Here is a 19,096-nt window from a genome sequence, read left to right as displayed (position 1 = left end):
TGAACGGCGCGACCCGCCCGCCCGCGACGGGTGGCGACGGCGACGAGGCGGATGACACCGCGGCGACCCCCGAGGCCGCGGAGTCCCCGACGCGACCCACGCCGGCGGACCTCGCGGTGCGCCGACAGGGCGCCCGGCGTGACGCACCGGCGGCCAAGGCGCCGCCCTCGAGCGTCCTCGCCTGGTCGACGAGCAGCGGCCGGTCCTCCCAGCCGGCCTCGTCCGCCGAGGACCGCCTCGAGGAGCGGCGCGCGCTGGAGGAGGTATGCCGCCAGGTCTACGGCGCGTGGCTCCCCGCGGCGAGCCCGATCGCCCAGCGCGACCTGGCCATGCACCGTCCGCACATCCCGGGCGACATCGACCGGGCCCTCCTCATGGACGCCTCGGACCGGCTCGGGATCTACGAGCTCGACGAGGCGACGCGGACGGCGCTGCGCCAGATCTTCTGGCAGGTCGTCACCGAGGGCTGAGGTGACCGAACCTCGGCGGGTCCGGTCGCGCCGAGCTGATTCTGTCGCGCAGAGGAGCGGGTCTAGGGAAGCGTGGCCGCGAGGTTCAGCACCCGCGTGACCTGCGTCGGGTTGAAGTTGTCGTCGGAGACGAGCGACACGCCGTACAGGTGGCCCGTCAGGGGGTAGGTGGTCATCCCCTCGTAGTTGTCCATGAGCGGGTTGCGCTGCGGCTCCGGTGACGTCGCCCCGAGGGTCGGGCACGAGGCGACGTCGGCGACGAGGGTCTTGCGCATGACGAGACCCGGCCGGCGCGAGAGGTTGGCGACTCCGGTCACGTCCGCCGCGGAGCCGAGTCCGGTCACCGCATACAGCCGCACGGCGTTCCCCGTCGCCGGGTCGTACGCCGCCTCGAGGACGAGGAGCCGGCCCGTCGCATACTCCTGGACCTCCGCGATCCGCATCCCGTCGTCGACGCGGTACCCGACCTGCTTGACGAGCCTCCACCCGCTCGCGGTCGACCGGTAGACGAGGAAGCGGCGGTCGTCGGCGGGTGCCCCGGCCCTCGGCACGTCGCCGGAGAGGGTGCCCTCCATCGACGCGACGAGCTGTCGGCCGTCGGGGCTCACGGTGAGACCTTCGAGGGTCGCGTTCTCGGTGGCCTGCCCCTTCGGGGCGACCCGGAACCGGTGCGGGACAGGCAGGGAGGCCTGCTGCATCCCGTCGGTCCCGAAGATCCGGATCGACGGCTCGACCTCGGAGGAGACGACGAGGCGGCCGTCGGCGAGGACCGCGAGAGCCTCGTCGTCCGCGGTCGTGCCGTCGTATGCCGTCCCGTCGGGTCGGCGGAGCACCAAGGGGTCCCCGACGACCTGGGGATGTGCGAGGTCCTTGACGAACCACACGCGCGCCGGGTCCGTCCCGTGGTTGTCGACGGTCGAGGCATAGGTGCCGGTCACCGGGTCCCACGCGAGGTCGGACAGGCCGCCGAGGGTCGTCCCGTCGACGACGAGCTTGTCCAGCGCGTCGCTGAACGAGAACGCGATCCCGGAGGGTGCGCAGACGCCTGCGGGTGGCTCGACGGGAACCGTTGCGGTGGAAGCGGATCGGACGTTCAAGGGCGAGCCTCCCGCCGTGGCCGTCAGCGGTCCCGCAGAGGCGAGGGCCAGCAGGGCCGCGGGTACGACAAGGGCTCGGTGGATGGTGCGCATACGTCCTCCACGAGGGGGTGCGGACGGGGCCGGTCGGCTCCCCCGCCATCATGCGTCGGATGGCGGGCGTCCGCATCGTGGGCGGCCGGGGAGGCGCCGGGTGGACGGGAGGCGGGCGTTCGCATACCGTATGCGTGTGCGTTCCTCACGCCTCCTCCTTCGCTGCCGCGGCGGGGCCTGACAATCGGCCGCCCCTCGTCGCGGAGTTCGTGCTGCATCGGCTGAGCCCTCCAGACGAGACGAAGGCGAGTAGAGAGCGTGTTCCACCCCCAGACCCCCTCGGGTATGCCGACCGGCAAGTACGTCCCGTTCCAGGACCAGATCAAGGTCCACCTGCCCGACCGCACCTGGCCCGACCGGGTCATGACGAAGGCGCCCCGCTGGTGCGCGGTCGACCTGCGGGACGGCAACCAGGCCCTCATCGACCCGATGGACGCCGAGCGCAAGCTGCGGATGTTCCGGCTCCTCGTCCGGATGGGCTACAAGGAGATCGAGGTCGGGTTCCCGTCGGCGAGCCAGACCGACTTCGACTTCGTCCGTGAGCTCATCGAGGGTGGGCACATCCCCGACGACGTGACGATCCAGGTGCTCACCCAGTGCCGCGACCACCTCGTCGAGCGCACCTTCGACGCGATCCGCGGCGCCAAGCAGGCCATCGTCCACTTCTACAACTCGACGTCGGTCCTGCAGCGGCGCGTCGTCTTCGGCATGGACCAGGACGGCATCGTCGACATCGCCCTCCAGGGCGCGCGCCTGTGCCGCAAGCTGGAGGAGACGGTCCCCGACACCGACGTCTACTACGAGTACTCCCCGGAGTCCTACACGGGCACCGAGCTGGAGTTCGCGGTGCGGATCTGCAACGAGGTCATCGACGTCATCGACCCGACGCCGGACCACCGCATGATCATCAACCTCCCGGCGACCGTCGAGATGGCGACGCCGAACGTCTACGCCGACTCGATCGAGTGGATGACCCGCCACATCGACCGGCGCGAGTCCGTCGTCCTCAGCCTCCACCCGCACAACGACCGGGGCGAGGGCGTCGCGGCTGCCGAGCTGGGCTACCTCGCCGGTGCCGACCGCATCGAGGGGTGCCTGTTCGGCAACGGCGAGCGGACCGGCAACGTCTGCCTCGTCACGCTGGGGATGAACCTGTTCAGCCAGGGCATCGACCCGCAGATCGACTTCTCCGACATGGCCGAGATCCGGCACACGGTGGAGTACTGCAACCAGCTCCCTGTCCACGAGCGGCACCCGTGGGGCGGCGACCTCGTCTACACGGCCTTCTCCGGCTCCCACCAGGACGCCATCAAGAAGGGCTTCGAGGACATGGACCGGCGGGCCAAGGACGGGGGCGTCGGGATCGACGACCTCGACTGGGGCGTCCCCTACCTGCCCATCGACCCGCACGACATCGGCCGCACCTACGAGGCCGTCGTCCGCGTCAACAGCCAGTCGGGCAAGGGCGGCGTCGCCTACCTCCTCAAGGCCGAGCACGGCCTCGAGCTGCCGCGCCGCCTCCAGGTGGAGTTCAGCAAGGTCGTCCAGGGCAAGACCGACGCCGAGGGCGGCGAGCTGTCCGCGGCGCAGCTGTGGGCGCTCTTCGAGGACGAGTACCTCCCGGCGACCGACGAGGGCGAGAACGCCTGGGGCCGCTTCCAGCCGATCCGGCACACCCTCGTCAGCGGCGACGACGGGCGCGACCACATCGTCGCGACGATGACCGAGCGCGTCGACGGCGTCGCGACGGAGATCACCGTCGAGGGCGACGGCAACGGGCCCATCGCGGCCTTCATCGACGCGCTCGCGAGGATCGGCGTCGACGTGCGCGTCATGGACTACCACGAGCATGCCCTCTCGGCGGGCGGCGACGCCCGGGCCGCGGCCTACGTCGAGTGCGCCGTCGGCGACCGCATCCTCTGGGGCGTCGGACTGCACGGCTCGATCGTCAAGGCGTCGCTGACCGCCGTCCTCTCGGCCGTCAACCGTGCGGTCCGCGACGAGGAGCTCGCGATTCCCACGCGGTGACCGGAAGGGCTCCGTCTCGGTAACGGAGTGGCGAATGTCCGCATCTGCGGTCTCGCGAGGTGCGATGCTGCAGGAGTGACGAGTGTGGCAGCGCAGCCGCTCGGCCCCGGGGACGACCCGGTGCCGGAGCGGCTGCGCGCGCTCGGCATCCGTCCCCACGCCGCCCTGTACCTCACCGAGCCGGTCCGCGGGGCCATCGACCGGGCTGCCCTCCCGCTCGCCGCCCCGTGGCTCGCCGCGGCGCCGTCCGGCGACGGGCACGGCGTCCTCGTCCTCCCGGGTCTGCTCGCCTCGGACCGGAGCACGAAGCCCCTGCGTCGGTTCCTGCGCCGCAAGGGCTACTACGTCCGCGGCTGGCGTCTGGGCCGCAACATCGGCCCGACCGCGACCGTCATGGAGACGATGCCGGGCGCCTTGTGTGACCTCGTCGAGCGGACCGGCGGCCCGGTGACCGTCGTCGGCTGGAGCCTCGGGGGTCTGTATGCGAGGTACCTGGCCCGGCGGCATCCCGCATACGTCCGTGGGGTCGTGACGCTCGGCAGTCCCGTCGGGGTCGCCGACGGCCATCGCACGCATGCCGACCGGGCCTTCGAGCGGCTCTCGTTCCTCCACGCCCGCGGTCCCGACGTGCCCCGGCGCGGCGACGTCGGCGGCCCCGTGCCCGTGCCGTCCACGTCGGTGTACTCGCGCCTCGACGGCGTCGTCGCGTGGCGCGCCTGCCTCGCCGAGGGGGACTGGCACGAGAACGTCGAGGTCCACTGCAGCCACCTGGGATTCGGGTTCGACCCCGCGACGCTGTGGCTCCTCGCGGACCGGCTCGCCCAGCCTGCCGGGCAGTGGCGGCCCTTCGCCCCGCCGCGGCTGCTCCGCCCCCTCTACCCATCGTGCGCCCCTCGGCGATGATGGAGGCATGGAGCAGCTGACCGGCCTCGACGCCGCCTTCCTCGCCCTGGAGACGCCGACGACGACGGGACACGTCGGCGGGGTGAGCATCCTCGACCCGAGCACGGCTCCGGAGCGCCTCGACCTCGCCCGCATCACCGAGGTCATCGAGGAGCGGCTGCCCCTGGTGCCGGTCCTGCGTCGCAAGCTGCAGAACGTCCCCCTCGGCCTCGACCAGCCGTACTGGGTCGACGATCCGCACTTCGACATCGAGTACCACGTCCGCGAGCTGGCGCTGCCGCGACCCGGGTCGCCGGCGCAGCTCGCCGAGCAGGTCGCCCGCATCCATGCGCGTCCCCTCGACCGGACCCGTCCGCTGTGGGAGACCTATCTCATCACCGGCCTCGCGAAGCGCCGGGTCGCCGTCTACACCAAGGTCCACCACAGCGCCTTCGACGGGGTCTCCGGCACCGAGCTCGGCACCGTCCTCATGGACCTCACGCCCGAGGGTCGTGAGCTGCCGCCGGCGGAGCCGTTCGACCCGTCGGCCCCGCCGAGCCGGTTGTCCCTCGCTGGTCGGACGGCCGTTGGGCTCGCCAAGCGGCCGCTCCAGGCGACCCGGCTCGCGACGGATGCCATCCGCTCGGTGCCGTCCCTCGCGCCGGCGATCGGCCCCTTCGTGGCCCGGGTCGCCGGTGTGGGCCGCCGCTCCGACGGCGCGCTCCTCGAGGGCCAGCGCCTCACGGCGCCGACGACACCCTTCAACCAGACGATCAGCCAGCACCGCAAGCTGTCCCTGACGAGCATCCCCCTCGACGACGTCAAGGAGGTGAAGAAGGCCTTCGGCGTCTCCGTCAACGACGTCGTCATGGCGATGTGCGCCGGTGTGCTGCGGACCTGGCTGCTCGAGCACGACGCGCTGCCGGAGGTTCCCCTCGTCGCCATGGTGCCGGTCTCCATCCGCGACCCGAGGGCGCACGCGTCGGGCGGGAACCGGGTCTCGGCGATGCTCGCCTCCCTGCCGACCCAGGTCTCCGACCCCGTGGAGCGGCTCGCCCGGGTCCATCAGGCGACCGAGATCGCCAAGTCTCAGCAGGCGTTCATCCCCCAGGGACTCGTCGACGACATCTCCGACTTCGCCCCTCCCGCCCTGACGGCCCGGGCCGCCCGGATGATGTTCGGCAGCCAGCTGCTCAACCGGCTGCCCGCCTTCAACGTCGTCATCTCCAACGTGCCCGGGCCCAACATCCCGGTCTACATGGCGGGCGCGAAGCTGCTCGCCCACTACCCGGTCTCGATCGTCACCGACGGGGTCGGGCTCAACATCACCCTCATCGGCTATCTCGGCCAGCTCCACTTCGGCATCGTGGCGGCCCGCGAGGTCGTGCCCGACGTCGACCGGATGACGGCCGGTCTCAGCGACGAGCTGGCCCTCCTCCTCCGGGCGGCGCGCGCGCTCGAGCGTTGAGCCGTCTCGCGCTGCCGGTCAGGGCCATAGGCTGGGCGGTGAACGAAGGGAACTCGCGAGGTCCTTTCCGGGCGGGATGAGCCGAGTGGAGGGTTGCGCGCGCCCGTCAGTGGGACGTCGAGATGGAGTGAGGGATGCACGTACCGATCAGACGCATGCTGCTGGATGTCGACAAGGTGCTCGACCGTCCTGACACGGTGACCCTCGCACAGGATCTCGCGTCGGTGCCGGGGGTGTCGGCCGTCAACATCACGGTCACCGAGATCGACATCCAGACCGTCGGGACGACGGTGACCGTCGTCGGCGACGACATCGACGCGGCGGCGTTCTTCGCCCGGATCCAGAAGTCCGGCGCGGTGCTCCACAGCGTGGACGAGGTGGTCGTCGGCGACCGGATCCTCGAGCCCGTCCCGCGACGACGATAGACCGTGGACCGTCATCGGCTCGTGCGACCGCCGGCGCTCCCCATGGTCCTCGGAGTCACCGACGGGATCCTCAACGCCCTCACCCTCGCCACCGGCGCCGTTCTGCGCGCGTCGGGCGAGCGACTCGGGCCCGGCCTGGCGGTCCGGGTCGGGATCGCATCATGCGTGACGGCCGCCGTCACGATGTTCGTCGCCGACTACGCCGAGCGTCGCGTCGGACTCGTGCGGGCCTCCCGAGAGATCAACCTGGTCGAACCCGGAGCCCTGGCCTCGACGCGGCTCGGGGTCGACGTGGCCCGGGAGTCCATGCTGGCGGCGGCCGTGGCCGCCGTGGCGAGCCTGGTCGGTGCGTGCGGCCCGCTGCTGCTCGGCGCCGCGCTGCCGGGACCGGTCTGGCTCGCTCCGGTCCTGTCCGTCGCCCTGCTGGGAGTCCTCGGGGCGGTCCTCGCCACGATGTTCCACGGCCGCCGTTCGATATGGGTCGTCGGCCTGCTCGTCGCGGGCGTCGTCGTCCTCGTGCTCGGCGCCGTCCTCGACATCGCCTGATCGGACCCCCGCCGACGGGTGCGCACGTCGTGGCGCCCATCGCAGGCCGTGCGGTTCCAGGACGTCCCCGCCCATCTCCTCGGCGCCACGCCCGCGCCGCTCAGCGGACCCCTCGCGGGCGGAACTGGACGGAGATCCGTGGCCCGACGTCGCGCGCGGTCTTCGGGACGCAGTGCTCCCAGGTGCGCTGTGCACTGCCACCCATGACGACGAGGTCGCCATGACCGAGCGGGTACCGCCTCGAGGTCCCGCCGCCCCGGGGCCGGAGCATGAGGTCGCGCCGCGAGCCGAGGGAGACGATGGCCACGAGGGTGTCGATGGTGCGGGAACGGCCGATCCGGTCACCGTGCCAGGCCACCGAGTCCCGGCCGTCGCGGTAGAGGCACAGCCCGGCCGTCGCGAACTGCTCGGGACCGCTCCCCGCATACCGGCCCAGCGTGGCGGCATACCGCGTGTCGAGAGCCGCCTTCGCCTCGACGAGGCTGTCGTGGGGGAGCGGGTCGTCCTCGCCGTAGAAGCACAGGAGCCGCGGGACGTCGACGACGGTGTCCCACATCTGTCGCTGCTCGGCCTGCCACGGCACGTCGCGCAGCAACGCGCGATACGTCTCGTCCGCGCTCGCGAGCCACCCCGGACACACGTCGACCCAGGCCCCGCGGGTGAGATAGTCGCGCCGGAAGCTCGCGCGGGTCCGGACCGCCCCCTCCGCCGGCCCGTCGTCGAAGAGTGAGCCCTGGAGTGCCAGCCTGTCACCCATACCCAGTAGTGTACACGTGATCGGAACAGACGTTCGAAGGCCGTCGCGCCGAGCGGGTCAGCGGATGTCAGCCCGGTGCGGCGCGCCGTCTCATGGCCCTTTCGAGAGCTGCGTCCGCGCCATCGTGCGCCACTGCCATGCCCGCCCGAGCCACGCCAGCGCGAGGGGAGCCGTGAGAGCGACTGCGGTTCCGCCCCATCCGGAGGGCCCGACGACGAGGGACACGGCGAGCCCGATCGTCACGCCGAGGGCCATCGTGCCGGCCAGCGCGAGACGGCGATCGAAGGACGCGAGCAGCAGGGCGGTGAGCGTCCATGCGAGGAGGAACAGGCGTCCTCCGGAGGGGGCCGACGACCAGTTCACGGTGAGGACGAGGAGGGCCACGAGGGCGGAGCCGGCGAGCCTCGTCGTGGCGTTCGGTGCCCTCAGCATGTCGGCCTCCTCAGGCTCGTATGCCGTTGTGGTGCAGCGGGAGTCGGACTCTTGCACCGGAGGATACTCGCGGGGTGGGCCGCCTCGCGCGGTCGTCAGAGGGCCTCGGCGCGGCGGATGACCTCCCGGCAGAAGGCGCCCATCAGCTCGGCGTCGTCGATGAACTGGGAGGGCTTGATGCAGAACGTCGTGAACCCGCGCTCGAGCTGGGGACCGATGGACTCGATGGCCGGCTCGAGAGGAGCGCACGAGGCGTCGTCGGGGAACTCCGCGCGAACCCCGCCGACGAGCTCGAGGTCGGCGATGTCCCGGCCGGCGCTCCCCAGGGCACCCTCGACCGCTGCGACGTCCTCCGGCGACGGGGCCCCGAGGGGGTGCCAGCCGTGTCCGTATGCGGCGAGCCGGTGGCATACCGCCCGGTGGGCCGACTGGCCCCCGAACCACATCCGAGGGCCGCCCTCCCGGAAGGCACGCGGCTCGAGGTGGACGTCGTCGAAGGAGACGTACCGGCCGTGGAAGGACGTCGGCGAGCCTCGCCACACCTCGGCGAGAACGGCGAGCTGCTCGTCGAGGATGCGGCCGCGCTCCCCGAACGGCACGCCGAGCGCGGCGTACTCGTCGCGGCTCCAGCTGACGCTCGGCTGGACGACGAGCCGGCCTTTCGAGAGGAGGTCGAGGGTGCCGAGCTCGCGAGCGAGCATGAGCGGATGACGGAGCGGGGCGAGCACGGCGCTCGCGACGAGGCGGATCCGCGACGTCGCGGCGGCGATGGCGGCGAGCAGGACGATCGACGAGGGCCACGGGGTGAAGGGGTCCTGGTTGCCGGGCATGGCATACGCCCTCGGGTTGCCCATGACGCCACCGGTGCCCGCGTCCGGTCCGAGGACCACGTGCTCGCTCAGCATGACCGCGTCGAAGCCGGCGTCCTCGGCCTCACGCGCCCACCGGACGATCGTCGGCAGGTCGCGTCCGTCGGCGAGCGTCCAGTTCTCGCTGAGGATGAGGAGCATGCGCGGCGTCGGGGCCATCGGTGCGCCTCAGGCCGTCGTCTCGCGGAGGATGCCGATGACCTTGTCGGGGTCGGTGGCGGGGTTGATGAAGACGAGGCGGAGGACGGTGCGGTCGCGCCAGGTGGTGGGGACGCAGAGCATGCGGCCCTCGTGGGCGAGGGTGTCGGACCAGGTGTGGTAGTCGGTGTCGGTCCAGCCGGGGCGTTCGAAGAGGATGACCGACAGCTCGGGTTCGGCGGTGAGGCGGAGGGTGGGGATGTCGCGGATCGCGTCGGCGACGGTGCGGGTGGTGTGCAGGGTCTGCTCGATGGCGGCGGTGTAGCGGTCGGTGCCGTGGACGGCGAGGCTGAACCAGAAGGGCAGGCCGCGGGCGCGGCGGGAGAGGTGGACGGCCAGGTCGGTGGGGTTCCAGACCTCGCGGTTGATGTGGTTGAGGTAGGAGGCGTGTTGGCTGTGGGCGGCGCGAGCCTGGGCGGGGTCGCGGTAGAGCAGGGCGCAGCTGTCGTAGGGGGCGAAGAGCCACTTGTGGGGGTCGACGATGAAGGAGTCGGCGCGTTCGATGCCGGTGAAGCGGGGTCGGGCGGTGGGGGCGGCGAGGGCGGCACCGCCGTAGGCGCCGTCGATGTGGAGCCAGATGTCGTGGTCGCGGCAGACGTCGGCGATGTCGGACAGGTCGTCGATGACGCCTGCGTTGGTCGTGCCGGCCGAGGCGATGACGGCGAAGACGCCGGGTTCACCGGCCAGGGCGGCGCGCAGGGCGGGGCCGGTGAGGTGGCCGCGGTCGTCCTCGGGGACCTGGACGACGCCGACGTCGAGGACATGGGCGTCGGAGACGATGGAGGAGTGGGCGCCGGTCGTGCAGGCGATCTTCCACCCGCCCTCGGGCCGGTGGCCGCGGCGACGGAGGGCGGTGTGGCGGGCGGTGGCCAGGGCGGACAGGTTGCCGGTGGTGCCGCCGGAGACGAAGCAGCCGCCGGCGGTGTCGGGCCAGCCCAGGAGGGAGACGAGCCACGCGAGGGCCTGGTTTTCGGCGAAGATGGCGCCGGCGCCGGCTTCCCAGGTGCCGGCGAAGATGTTGAAGCTGGACACGACGGCGTCGAAGGCCAGCGCGGTCCGGGTCGGGGCGGCGGGGATGTAGGCGAGGTTGAGCGGGTCGTCCTGGGCGCGGGTCGCGGGGGCGATGACGTCCTCGAAGATGCTCAGCACCTGCTCGGCGGGCCGGCCGCCGGCGGTGATCGTCTCGCCGGCCGCCGCCCTCAGCTCCGACGCCGGACGCGCCGTCGCCTTCGGATCCGACGGGCGCCGGATCCGCCGCGCCGCGAGCCGCACGGCGGCCCGCGTCGTCTCCCGCTCGTCGCCCCACACGTCGGCGGCCTCGGCTCCGATGGGCTCCGTGCCCGGCATGGACTCCTCCTCCGCGTCGACAGATATCGTTCGGACGCAAACGGTATGCCAGATCCGGCGGCGGCGTCCACCCGCGCCTCGGCCCGTGCCCCCGCCCGGCGAGCGACCGCGTGTCTCCACGCGCCGAGCTGGTCTCCTCGCCCGCGCCGAGGTGGTCGCTTCGCACGTGCCGAGTTGTTGTCGTCGTTCGGGCTCCGGAGCGACATCAGCTCAGCACGTGCGGGAGGAGGCTTCGCACGTGCCGAGTTGTTGCTGTCGTTGGAGCTCCGGAGCGACATCAGCTCGGCACGTGCGAGGTTGTCGTGGTCTCGGAGCCGGATCAGACCACGGAAAGCTCACACCTGCCGAGTCGGAACCGACCCGCCCACGCGACCGGTCCCCGACGCGCCCGGGCGGGGCAACCACGGTCGCTGTCGGCGCGGCATACGAGAATGGGCGGGTGCCGCTCTACCGCGACGAGGCGATCGTCCTCCGGACCCACAAGCTGGGCGAGGCCGACCGCATCGTCACCCTCCTCACCCGGACGCGCGGCAAGGTCCGCGCCGTCGGCAAGGGCGTGCGTCGCACGAAGAGCCGGTTCGGGTCACGTCTGGAGCCCGGTATGCACATCGACGTCCAGTGCTACGAGGGGCGCAACCTCGACACCGTCACCCAGGTCGAGACGCTCGACCCGTGGGGCAGCACGATCGCCCGCGACTACCAGGCGTGGACCGCCGCGGGGGCGGTCATCGAGACGTGCGAGCGGCTCACCGAGGAGCACGCGCCGAGCATCCAGCAGTACCTCCTCCTCGGCGGCGCCCTCCGCTCCCTCGCCCAGCACGAGCACGACCCCCTCCTCGTGCTCGACGCCTACCTGCTGCGTGCCCTCGCCGTCGCCGGCTGGGCGCCGAGCTTCCACGACTGCGCTCGCTGCGGGGACCCCGGTCCCCACCGCGCCTTCAACGTCCAGTCCGGTGGTGTCGTCTGTCCGGTATGCCGTCCGCCCGGCTCCCAGGCGCCCGCGCCGGACACGCTCGGCCTCCTCGCGGCGCTCCTCGCCGGCGACTGGGCCGTCGCGGACGCGGCCGAGGACCGGCATCGACGCGAGGGGAGCGGGCTCGTCGCGGCATTCCTCCAGTGGCACCTCGAGCGGCAGGTCCGGGCCCTGCGGATCGTGGACCGCGTATGAGTGCCGCCGATCGCGCGTCGCGAAGGTCACGCGCGGCCCGGGGACCGGGGCCGTCAGGGGGGTCCACGGCATACGAGCGTCCCTTCCCGCATCCGAGCGGAGCGGTCGCCCCGACCATCCCGGCGGACCTCATGCCGCGCCACGTCGCCATCGTCATGGACGGTAACGGTCGGTGGGCGAATGCGCGTGGCCTCCCGCGGACCGCGGGTCACGAGGCGGGGGAGGCGGCGCTCCTCGACGTCGTCGCGGGTGCCATCGAGGTGGGCGTGACCCACCTGTCGGCCTACGCCTTCTCGACCGAGAACTGGCGCCGCTCGCCGGAGGAGGTGCGCTTCCTCATGGGCTTCAACCGCGACGTCATCCGCCGCCGCCGCGACCAGCTCCACTCGTGGGGCGTCCGGATGCGGTGGGTGGGTCGGCGGCCCCGGCTGTGGTCGTCGGTCATCAAGGAGCTGGAGACGGCGCAGGATCTCACGCGGCACAACACCGGGCTCACCCTCTACTTCTGCGTCAACTACGGCGGCCGCGCGGAGATCGCCGACGCGGCACGGGAGATCGCCGAGCTCGTGCGAGCCGGCCGGATCAAGCCGAGCTCGGTCGACGAGAAGCTCCTCGCCCGCCACCTGCGGGAGCCGGGCATGCCGGACGTCGACCTGTTCGTCAGGTCCTCCGGCGAGCAGCGGACGTCCAACTTCCTGCTGTGGCAGAGCGCCTATGCCGAGATGGTCTTCCAGGACCGGCTCTGGCCCGATTACGACCGTCGTGACCTGTGGGCGGCGCTGGAGTCGTATGCCGGGCGCGAGCGCCGCTACGGCGGTGCCGTCGACCTCGCGGCCGCCGATGCCCGGTCACCCGACTCCACTGCCGAGGACGCGGGGACGCCACCCGGGCGGTGACCGGCTGTGCCCGGGCTCGGGTGAGGGCCCGCGCTCGGGCTCGGGTGTGGGCCCGCGCTCGGGCTCGGGCTCGGGTGAAGGGAGATGGATCGGCCGTTCCCGCGACACTCGCCTTCCGGTCGGACCGCCTCCCGAACCGTCGGTGTCGCGCCGGCGAGGCGCGGTGGTCTCCCGTTACCTCGACTCCAGGGGAGTCGACCTGGGTGGAGGTATCCAGCGACGCCGCGGTGGTTTCCAGTTACCTCGACTCCAGGGGGGCCGACCTGGGTGGAGGTATCCAGCGACGCCGCGGTGGTCATCAGTTACCTCGACTCCAGGGGAGTCGACCTGGGTGGAGGTATCCAGCGACCTCGCGGTGGTCTCCAGTTACCTCGACCCCAACGAGTGCGCCCGAGGAGAGACGTCCGCACGAGGTGGAGGCGACCGACGACCGTCAGGGCGTCACCAGTTACCTCGACTCCAGGGGAGCCGACCTGGGTGGAGGTATTCAGCTACTTCGCGGTGGTCTCCAGTTACCTCGACCCCAGGGGGCTCACCGGGGTGGAGGTATCCAGCGATGCCGCGGTGGTCTCCGGTTACCTCGACTCCAGGAGGCCCACCGGGGTGGAGGTATCCAACGACCCCCCGGTGGTCTCCAGTTGCCTCGACACCGACGAGTACGCCCGAGGAGAGACCTCCGCACGAGGTGGAGGCGACCGACGACCGTCAGGGCGTCACCAGTTACCTCGACTCCAGGGGAGCCGACCTGGGTGGAGGTATTCAGCTACTTCGCGGTGGTCTCCCGTTACCTCGACTCCAGGGGGCCTACCTGGGTGGAGGTATCCAGCGACGCCGCGGTGGTCACCAGTTACCTCGATCCCAGGGGGCCCACCTGGGTGGAGGTATGCAGCGACCTCGCGGTGGTCTCCCGCTGCCTCGACTCCAGGGGGCCTACCTGGGTGGAGGTATCCAGCGACGCCGCGGTGGTCTCCAGTTACCTCGACTCCAGGGGGCCCACCGAGGTGGAGGTATCCAGCGACCCTGCGGTGGTCACCAGTTACCTCGACTCCAGGGGGCCCACCGGGGTGGAGGTATCCAGCGACCGCCCGGCCCGGCCCCGGATGCCTCGACCCGGGAAGCCCCCGACACCGTTCGGTGACGCGGACGGGGACGGTCACGTCCGGCACGCCGAACAGGTGCCGATGACCTCGAGCGTGTGGACGACGTCGGTGAAGCCGTGACTCGTCCCCACCTGGGCGGCCCACCGCTCGACGGGTGGCGCCTCGACCTCGACCGCGAGTCCGCAGGAGCGGCAGACGAGGTGATGGTGGTGGTGGGGGCTGCAGGCGCGGTACAGCGCCTCGCCGTCCTCGGTGCGCAGGACGTCCGCCTCGCCGTCGGCGACCATCGCCTGGAGCGCGCGATACACGGTCGCGAGCCCCACCCTGACCCCTCGACGGTCGAGGGAGGCATGGAGATCCTGGGCCGACCGGAACTGGTCGCTCTCGCCGAGCGCGTGGGCGATCGCGGTGCGCTGCCGCGTTGGACGGCGGGTCGCCGGTCGAGGTGCGGTGGCCGGGAGCGTGCTCATCCCCGGGTCGATCGTCGCTCCGGCCCGCGTTCGGGGTGCCTCCGTGCCGGCGCCCACGCGCGTGCTCATCGAGGCTCCCTCGTCAGGGCGTCCGAGCGGTCGTCGCCGGCCTCGACCGGCGGTCGGTGCTCGTCGTAGTGGCCCTCGTGGGCGGCGTGGAGGTGCCCGTCGTGGAGGTAGTCGACGTGGTTCCCGTGCCGGACGGCGGGGTGCCCGCAGCCGGGACCGTGCTCGTGCTCGTGGCTCTCGGCGGCCCGGTGTCGTCGTGCCCCGACCCGAGCCCGGATCGCGCCGCCGACGACGGCCGCGAGGTAGACGACGATGGCGGCGAGCACGATCGTCCCACCGGAGGGGGTGCTCGCGTAGTAGGAGCCGACGACGCCGCCGACGCTGCAGACGACCCCGACGAGGACCGCCCAGCGCACCGCGCTGCGGAAGCTGCGCCCGAGGACCTGGCCCGTCGCATTCGGCAGGATCATCAGCGCGCTGATGAGCAGCAGGCCGACGACCCGCATCGCCGTCACGACCGTGACGGCGGTGAGCACGGCGAGGACGAGGTTGAGCGCCGTCACGGGGAGGCCGATCGTCCGGGCGTACTCGGGGTCGTTGGCCACGGCGAACAGCCGCTGCCGCAGGACGGTCGTCACCGCTAGGACGATGACGGCGAGGACGGCGAAGACGACGATGTCGGTGCGGCTCGTCGTGAGGATGGACCCGAAGAGGTATGCGGTGAGGTTGGCCGGACTCGAGGCGCTCGACTTGGAGATGAGGACGACGCCGAGGGCCATGCCGCCGTAGAACATGACGGCGAGCGCGATGTCGGCGCTCGCGCGTCCCGCGATCCGGATGAGCTCGATGGCCACGGCTCCCGCGACCGTGAGCAGGAGGGCCGTCAGCACCGGCTCCTGGCCGGTCAGCAACCCGATGGCGACGCCCGCCAGCGCGACGTGACCCATCCCGTCGCCGATGAGCGACATCCGTCGTTGGACGAGGAACACCCCGACCGACGGCGCCGCCAGCCCGACGAGCACGGCGGCGATGAGGGCGTGCTGCATGAACTCCAGGCCGAACAGCTCACCCATGGCCGGCTCCGCGGTGCTCGTGGGCGTCGAGCGGTCCGGCGTCGTCGACGATCGTCGTCGGCTCCTCGTCGAGGACGTGGGGGTGGTGGTGGACGTGGTCCCGCGCATGCGCGACCTCGTGCGCGGCATACGCCTGAGGAGACCCGTCGAAGTCGACGATGCCGGCCCTGATGCAGACGATCCGGTTGACGATGAGCTCGAGCGCCTCGAGCTCGTGCGTGACGACGAGCATCGTCCGGCCCTGCGCCGCGAGGCTCTCCAGGACGGTGGCGAGAACCTCCTGGTTCGCGGCGTCCACCCCCGCGGTCGGCTCGTCCATGACGAGGACGTCGGCGTCCCCGGCGAGCGCCCGTGCGATGAGGACCCGCCGCTGCTGGCCACCGGAGAGGGTGGCCACCTCCGCGTCCGCGCGGTCGAGCAGCCCGACGGTCTGGAGGGCGTCGCGCACGGCCTGGTGATCCCGGGCGGACGCCCGCCGCCACCACGGGCGGTGGGGGAGCCGGCCGACGGCGACGATCTCGGACACGGTGGCCCGCACCGATGCCGACAGCGAATGGCGTTGCGGCACATAGCCGATGCGCGCGTGGTCCCGGAACTGGCGTCGCGGCACGCCGAAGAGCTCGACGTCGCCGCCGAGATGGGCGTCGAGCCCGAGGAGCCCCTTGACGAGGGTCGTCTTGCCCGAGCCGTTCGGGCCGAGGACCGCGACGACGTCTCCCGGATGGAGATCGAGGTCGACATGGGTCACGACGGCCCGGTCGCCGTAGCCGAACGAGCCGTCGCGAACGGTGATGACCGGGTCCGTGCTCAGCTGCACTGCTGCCCTGCTCGGAGGGTCGCGAGGTTGGACTCCATGACCTCAAGGTAGTTGGTGCCCGCCGAGTCCTTCGTGATTCCCTCGATGGGGTCGAGGACCTTGACGGCCGCTCCGGTCTCCCGGGCGATGGTGTCGACGAGCGCGGGGGAGACGAGCGTCTCGGCATACACGGTCGTCACCTTCTTCTCGCGCACGGTCCGGACGATGTCCTTCATGGCTGTCGCGTTGGGCTCCTCGTCGGGGGAGACGCCCGCGACGGAGACCTGGGTGAGTCCGTAGCGCTTCGCGAGGTACCCGAACGCCGCATGGCCGGTCACGATGTTGGTGTTCCGGCACGAGACGAGGCCGGTGCGGTACTGCGCGTCGAGGGAGCTCAGCTTGGCGTCGAAGGCCTTGGCGTTGGCCTCGTATGCCGACGCGTGGGCCGGGTCCTTCGCGGCCAGCTCGGTGCCGAGGGCGGTGACGACGGCGGCGTATCGCACGGGGTCGAGCCAGAAGTGCGGGTCGGTCGTCTGCTTGCCGCTCTGGTCCTGACCCTCGTCGTCATCGGCGATGGTGAGGCTGAGGTCGGCGGACTTCGAGACGTCGAATGCGGTGGCGGCGGACCCGAGCTGGGCCACGGCGTCGTCGACGGCCGGCTGGAACCCCTTCTGGTAGACGACGAGGGTGGACTTCGTCAGGTCCCCGACCTGCTTGGGCGTGAGCTCGAGGTCGTGCGGCTCGGCGCCCGGCTTCGTGAGGCTCGTCACGGTGACGTGGTCGCCTCCGACCTGCTCGGCGGCGAACTCCAAGGGGTAGAAGGCCGTCGTCACGGTGAGCCGGCCGCCCGATCCGCCGGCCGTGGCGCCGTCGGCGGACGAGGAGGAGCACCCCGCGAGGAGGCCGCCGGCGAGCAGGGCGGTGGAGGAGGCAACGAGCGCTCGGCGTGTCTGCATGATGACAACGATTCTCAGCAATACTGAGAATGATTGTCAAATCGCGTCGGGAGCTGCTCCGCGGACCGTTCTCGTCCCCGGTCGGTCCAAGGCCCGGGGATGAGAGGCACCCTCGACGACAGGTCAGCGGGGGAAGGCCCGGACGAGGGCGACGGCGACGACGAGGGCGATGACGGCGAGCCGCATGAGCCGCTCGGCTCCGGTGAGCCGGGGCCAGAAGAGGAGGAGCAGCCAGGCGAGGAAGAGGCCGACGACGGCGAGGAAGATCCAGCCCCACCCGGGGACGACGATGCCGAGCACCATGAGGGCGAGGACGGCGAGGAAGGCGACGGCGCGAGGCAGTCGCGAGAGGGTCGTCAGGACGGGGGTGCTGGCCCGTTCGACGGACTCGCGGAAGGCTGCCACGATCGGCAAGCCTACGGGCGGCCCGGCGACGGACGAAACCGCCCGCGAGGCACCGCCGGATGAAACCGATGTGAGGCGCCGACGACCGCGCGGATAGCCTTCTGCGCATGGCCGCGCCCACCTCGACCGTCGACACCGTCGTCTCCCTCTGCAAACGCCGGGGCTTCGTCTTCCCGTGCGGCGAGATCTACGGCGGAACGCGCTCGGCGTGGGACTACGGCCCGCTCGGCGTCGAGCTGAAGGAGAACATCCGGCGGCAGTGGTGGCGAGCCATGGTGACCAGCCGCGACGACGTCGTCGGGCTGGACTCCTCGATCATCCTGCCGCCCGAGGTGTGGGTGGCCAGCGGTCACGTCGGCACCTTCAACGACCCGCTCACCGAGTGCCAGCACTGCCACAAGCGGTACCGGGCCGACCACCTCCAGGAGGCCGTCGCCGAGCGGCTGGGCAAGCGGTCGGGCACCGCCGTCGACCCCGACTCGATCCCGCTGGCCGAGATCGCCTGCCCGAACTGCGGGACGCGCGGCCAGTGGACCGAGCCGCGGGAGTTCTCCGGCCTCCTCAAGACGCACCTCGGCGTCGTCGAGGACGAGTCCGGCCTCGCATACCTCCGTCCGGAGACCGCCCAGGGCATCTTCGTCAACTTCCTCAATGTCATGGGTGCGGCACGGATGAAGCCGCCGTTCGGCATCGCTCAGACCGGCAAGAGCTTCCGCAACGAGATCACGCCGGGCAACTTCATCTTCCGCACGCGGGAGTTCGAGCAGATGGAGATGGAGTTCTTCGTCCAGCCGGGCACCGACGAGGAATGGCACCAGTACTGGATCGACGAGCGGACCCGGTGGTACACCGACCTCGGCATCGACCCCGACAACCTGCGCCACTACGAGCACCCGAAGGACAAGCTCTCCCACTACTCGACGCGCACGGTCGACATCGAGTACCGCTTCAACTTCGCCGGCAGCGAGTGGGGTGAGCTCGAGGGCATCGCGAACCGCACCGACTTCGACCTCTCGACCCACAGCACGCACTCCGGCACCGACCTCGTCTACTTCGACCAGCAGACGGGTGAGAAGTACACCCCCTACGTCATCGAGCCGGCCGCCGGTCTGTCGCGGTCGCTCATGACCTTCCTCGTCGACGCGTATGCCGAGGACGAGGCGCCGAACACCAAGGGCGGCGTCGACAGGCGCGTCGTCCTGCGCCTCGACAAGCGGCTCGCCCCGGTCAAGGCCGCCGTCCTCCCGCTGTCCCGGAATGCCGACCTGTCCCCGAAGGCGCGCGACCTCGCCGCGGTGCTCCGCCGGCACTGGAACGTCGACTTCGACGACGCCGGTGCCATCGGCCGGCGGTACCGGCGCCAGGACGAGATCGGCACGCCGTTCTGTCTCACCGTCGACTTCGACACCCTCGAGGACGAGGCCGTCACCGTGCGCGAGCGCGACACGATGGCCCAGGAGCGGATCGGGCTCGACCAGGTCGAGTCCTACCTCGCCGCGCGGCTGCTCGGCTGTTGACCTGTCGGCCCGCTTCGAGTCGAGGTATGACGAGGCGGCTGGAGCGTCCGTGCGCACCTCGACCCGGGCGGGCCCGCTTCGAGTCGAGGTATGA

20 protein-coding genes are annotated in these 19,096 nt (G+C 71.6%); 10 read left to right on the top strand and 10 right to left on the bottom strand.

Going from position 1 to position 19,096, the window contains the following annotated elements:
• A partial coding sequence (locus tag BN12_RS19320; protein ID WP_048555053.1) for a hypothetical protein occupies positions 1–470 on the top strand: 470 nt, incomplete at its 5' end.
• Between the two features lie 62 nt (positions 471–532).
• Here BN12_RS19320 and BN12_RS19315 read toward each other — a convergent pair.
• Positions 533–1,660: an esterase-like activity of phytase family protein gene (locus BN12_RS19315; protein ID WP_053080114.1), complete on the bottom strand. Its 1,128-nt coding sequence runs from the start codon at positions 1,658–1,660 to the stop codon at positions 533–535.
• A gap of 258 nt (positions 1,661–1,918) precedes the next feature.
• Here BN12_RS19315 and leuA point away from each other — a divergent pair, with 258 nt between their 5' ends.
• The 5 genes from leuA (at position 1,919) to BN12_RS19290 (ending at position 7,009) form a co-directional block, all read left to right on the top strand.
• A complete protein-coding gene (gene leuA / locus BN12_RS19310; RefSeq protein ID WP_048555051.1) occupies positions 1,919–3,688 on the top strand; it encodes a 2-isopropylmalate synthase in 1,770 nt (589 codons plus the stop codon).
• 75 nt (positions 3,689–3,763) lie between these two features.
• The gene (locus BN12_RS19305) at positions 3,764–4,591 is read left to right on the top strand and encodes a lipase family alpha/beta hydrolase (RefSeq protein WP_200901258.1); all 828 of its coding nucleotides are present in this window, start codon (positions 3,764–3,766) and stop codon (positions 4,589–4,591) included.
• Positions 4,592–4,598: 7 nt separating this feature from the next.
• The gene (locus BN12_RS19300) at positions 4,599–6,038 is read left to right on the top strand and encodes a WS/DGAT/MGAT family O-acyltransferase (protein WP_048555049.1); all 1,440 of its coding nucleotides are present in this window, start codon (positions 4,599–4,601) and stop codon (positions 6,036–6,038) included.
• Between the two features lie 155 nt (positions 6,039–6,193).
• Positions 6,194–6,463: a DUF211 domain-containing protein gene (locus tag BN12_RS19295; RefSeq protein WP_200901257.1), complete on the top strand. Its 270-nt coding sequence runs from the start codon at positions 6,194–6,196 to the stop codon at positions 6,461–6,463.
• Positions 6,464–6,466: 3 nt separating this feature from the next.
• The gene (locus BN12_RS19290) at positions 6,467–7,009 is read left to right on the top strand and encodes a hypothetical protein (RefSeq protein WP_200901256.1); all 543 of its coding nucleotides are present in this window, start codon (positions 6,467–6,469) and stop codon (positions 7,007–7,009) included.
• A 100-nt stretch (positions 7,010–7,109) separates the two neighbouring features.
• Here BN12_RS19290 and BN12_RS19285 read toward each other — a convergent pair whose 3' ends face one another.
• The 4 genes from BN12_RS19285 to BN12_RS19270 all read right to left on the bottom strand — a co-directional run bounded on the left by BN12_RS19285 (position 7,110) and on the right by BN12_RS19270 (position 10,612).
• Entirely contained in the window at positions 7,110–7,766 is a 657-nt protein-coding gene (locus tag BN12_RS19285) for an alpha-ketoglutarate-dependent dioxygenase AlkB (protein WP_048555046.1), read from the bottom strand.
• 90 nt (positions 7,767–7,856) lie between these two features.
• Positions 7,857–8,198: a hypothetical protein gene (locus BN12_RS19280; protein WP_048555044.1), complete on the bottom strand. Its 342-nt coding sequence runs from the start codon at positions 8,196–8,198 to the stop codon at positions 7,857–7,859.
• 95 nt (positions 8,199–8,293) lie between these two features.
• Complete coding sequence (locus BN12_RS19275; RefSeq protein WP_048555042.1) at positions 8,294–9,226, bottom strand: TIGR03619 family F420-dependent LLM class oxidoreductase; 933 nt, start codon at positions 9,224–9,226, stop codon at positions 8,294–8,296.
• 9 nt (positions 9,227–9,235) lie between these two features.
• Positions 9,236–10,612 carry a pyridoxal phosphate-dependent decarboxylase family protein gene (locus BN12_RS19270; protein WP_048555040.1) on the bottom strand — a complete coding sequence of 459 codons (1,377 nt, stop codon included), beginning with the start codon at positions 10,610–10,612 and terminating at the stop codon, positions 9,236–9,238.
• 439 nt (positions 10,613–11,051) lie between these two features.
• On the opposite strand from BN12_RS19270, the gene recO reads away from it, so the two are divergent.
• From recO to BN12_RS24725, 3 genes are all read left to right on the top strand, one after another.
• Positions 11,052–11,780, top strand: coding sequence for a DNA repair protein RecO (gene recO, locus BN12_RS19265; RefSeq protein ID WP_048555037.1), 729 nt, complete (start codon positions 11,052–11,054; stop codon positions 11,778–11,780).
• Complete coding sequence (locus tag BN12_RS19260; protein WP_083454782.1) at positions 11,777–12,676, top strand: isoprenyl transferase; 900 nt, start codon at positions 11,777–11,779, stop codon at positions 12,674–12,676. The genes recO and BN12_RS19260 overlap by 4 nt, the downstream gene beginning before the upstream one ends.
• A gap of 749 nt (positions 12,677–13,425) precedes the next feature.
• A complete protein-coding gene (locus BN12_RS24725) occupies positions 13,426–13,896 on the top strand; it encodes a hypothetical protein (RefSeq protein ID WP_157635570.1) in 471 nt (156 codons plus the stop codon).
• Here BN12_RS24725 and BN12_RS19255 read toward each other — a convergent pair.
• The 5 genes from BN12_RS19255 to BN12_RS19235 form a co-directional block, all read right to left on the bottom strand.
• A complete protein-coding gene (locus BN12_RS19255) occupies positions 13,830–14,246 on the bottom strand; it encodes a Fur family transcriptional regulator (protein WP_048556622.1) in 417 nt (138 codons plus the stop codon). The genes BN12_RS24725 and BN12_RS19255 overlap by 67 nt on opposite strands.
• A gap of 65 nt (positions 14,247–14,311) precedes the next feature.
• Positions 14,312–15,328, bottom strand: a complete 1,017-nt coding sequence (locus BN12_RS19250) for a metal ABC transporter permease (protein WP_048555035.1) — start codon at positions 15,326–15,328, stop codon at positions 14,312–14,314.
• Positions 15,321–16,145 (bottom strand): metal ABC transporter ATP-binding protein, encoded by an 825-nt coding sequence (locus tag BN12_RS19245; protein ID WP_327152672.1) that lies wholly within the window; start codon positions 16,143–16,145, stop codon positions 15,321–15,323. The genes BN12_RS19250 and BN12_RS19245 overlap by 8 nt, the downstream gene beginning before the upstream one ends.
• Positions 16,136–17,080 carry a metal ABC transporter substrate-binding protein gene (locus BN12_RS19240; protein ID WP_048555033.1) on the bottom strand — a complete coding sequence of 315 codons (945 nt, stop codon included), beginning with the start codon at positions 17,078–17,080 and terminating at the stop codon, positions 16,136–16,138. Before BN12_RS19240 ends, BN12_RS19245 begins: the two co-directional genes overlap by 10 nt.
• 123 nt (positions 17,081–17,203) lie before the next feature.
• Positions 17,204–17,485: a DUF6703 family protein gene (locus BN12_RS19235; RefSeq protein ID WP_048556620.1), complete on the bottom strand. Its 282-nt coding sequence runs from the start codon at positions 17,483–17,485 to the stop codon at positions 17,204–17,206.
• A gap of 107 nt (positions 17,486–17,592) precedes the next feature.
• Here BN12_RS19235 and BN12_RS19230 point away from each other — a divergent pair, with 107 nt between their 5' ends.
• Complete coding sequence (locus BN12_RS19230) at positions 17,593–19,002, top strand: glycine--tRNA ligase (RefSeq protein ID WP_048555030.1); 1,410 nt, start codon at positions 17,593–17,595, stop codon at positions 19,000–19,002.
• Positions 19,003–19,096 lie beyond the last annotated feature (94 nt).

The organism is Nostocoides japonicum T1-X7 (assembly GCF_001046855.1).
GTDB classification, from domain to species: domain Bacteria; phylum Actinomycetota; class Actinomycetes; order Actinomycetales; family Dermatophilaceae; genus Nostocoides; species Nostocoides japonicum.
The sequence above is the reverse complement of the archived record's forward strand: the minus strand, read 5'-3'. Positions and strand labels throughout refer to the sequence as shown.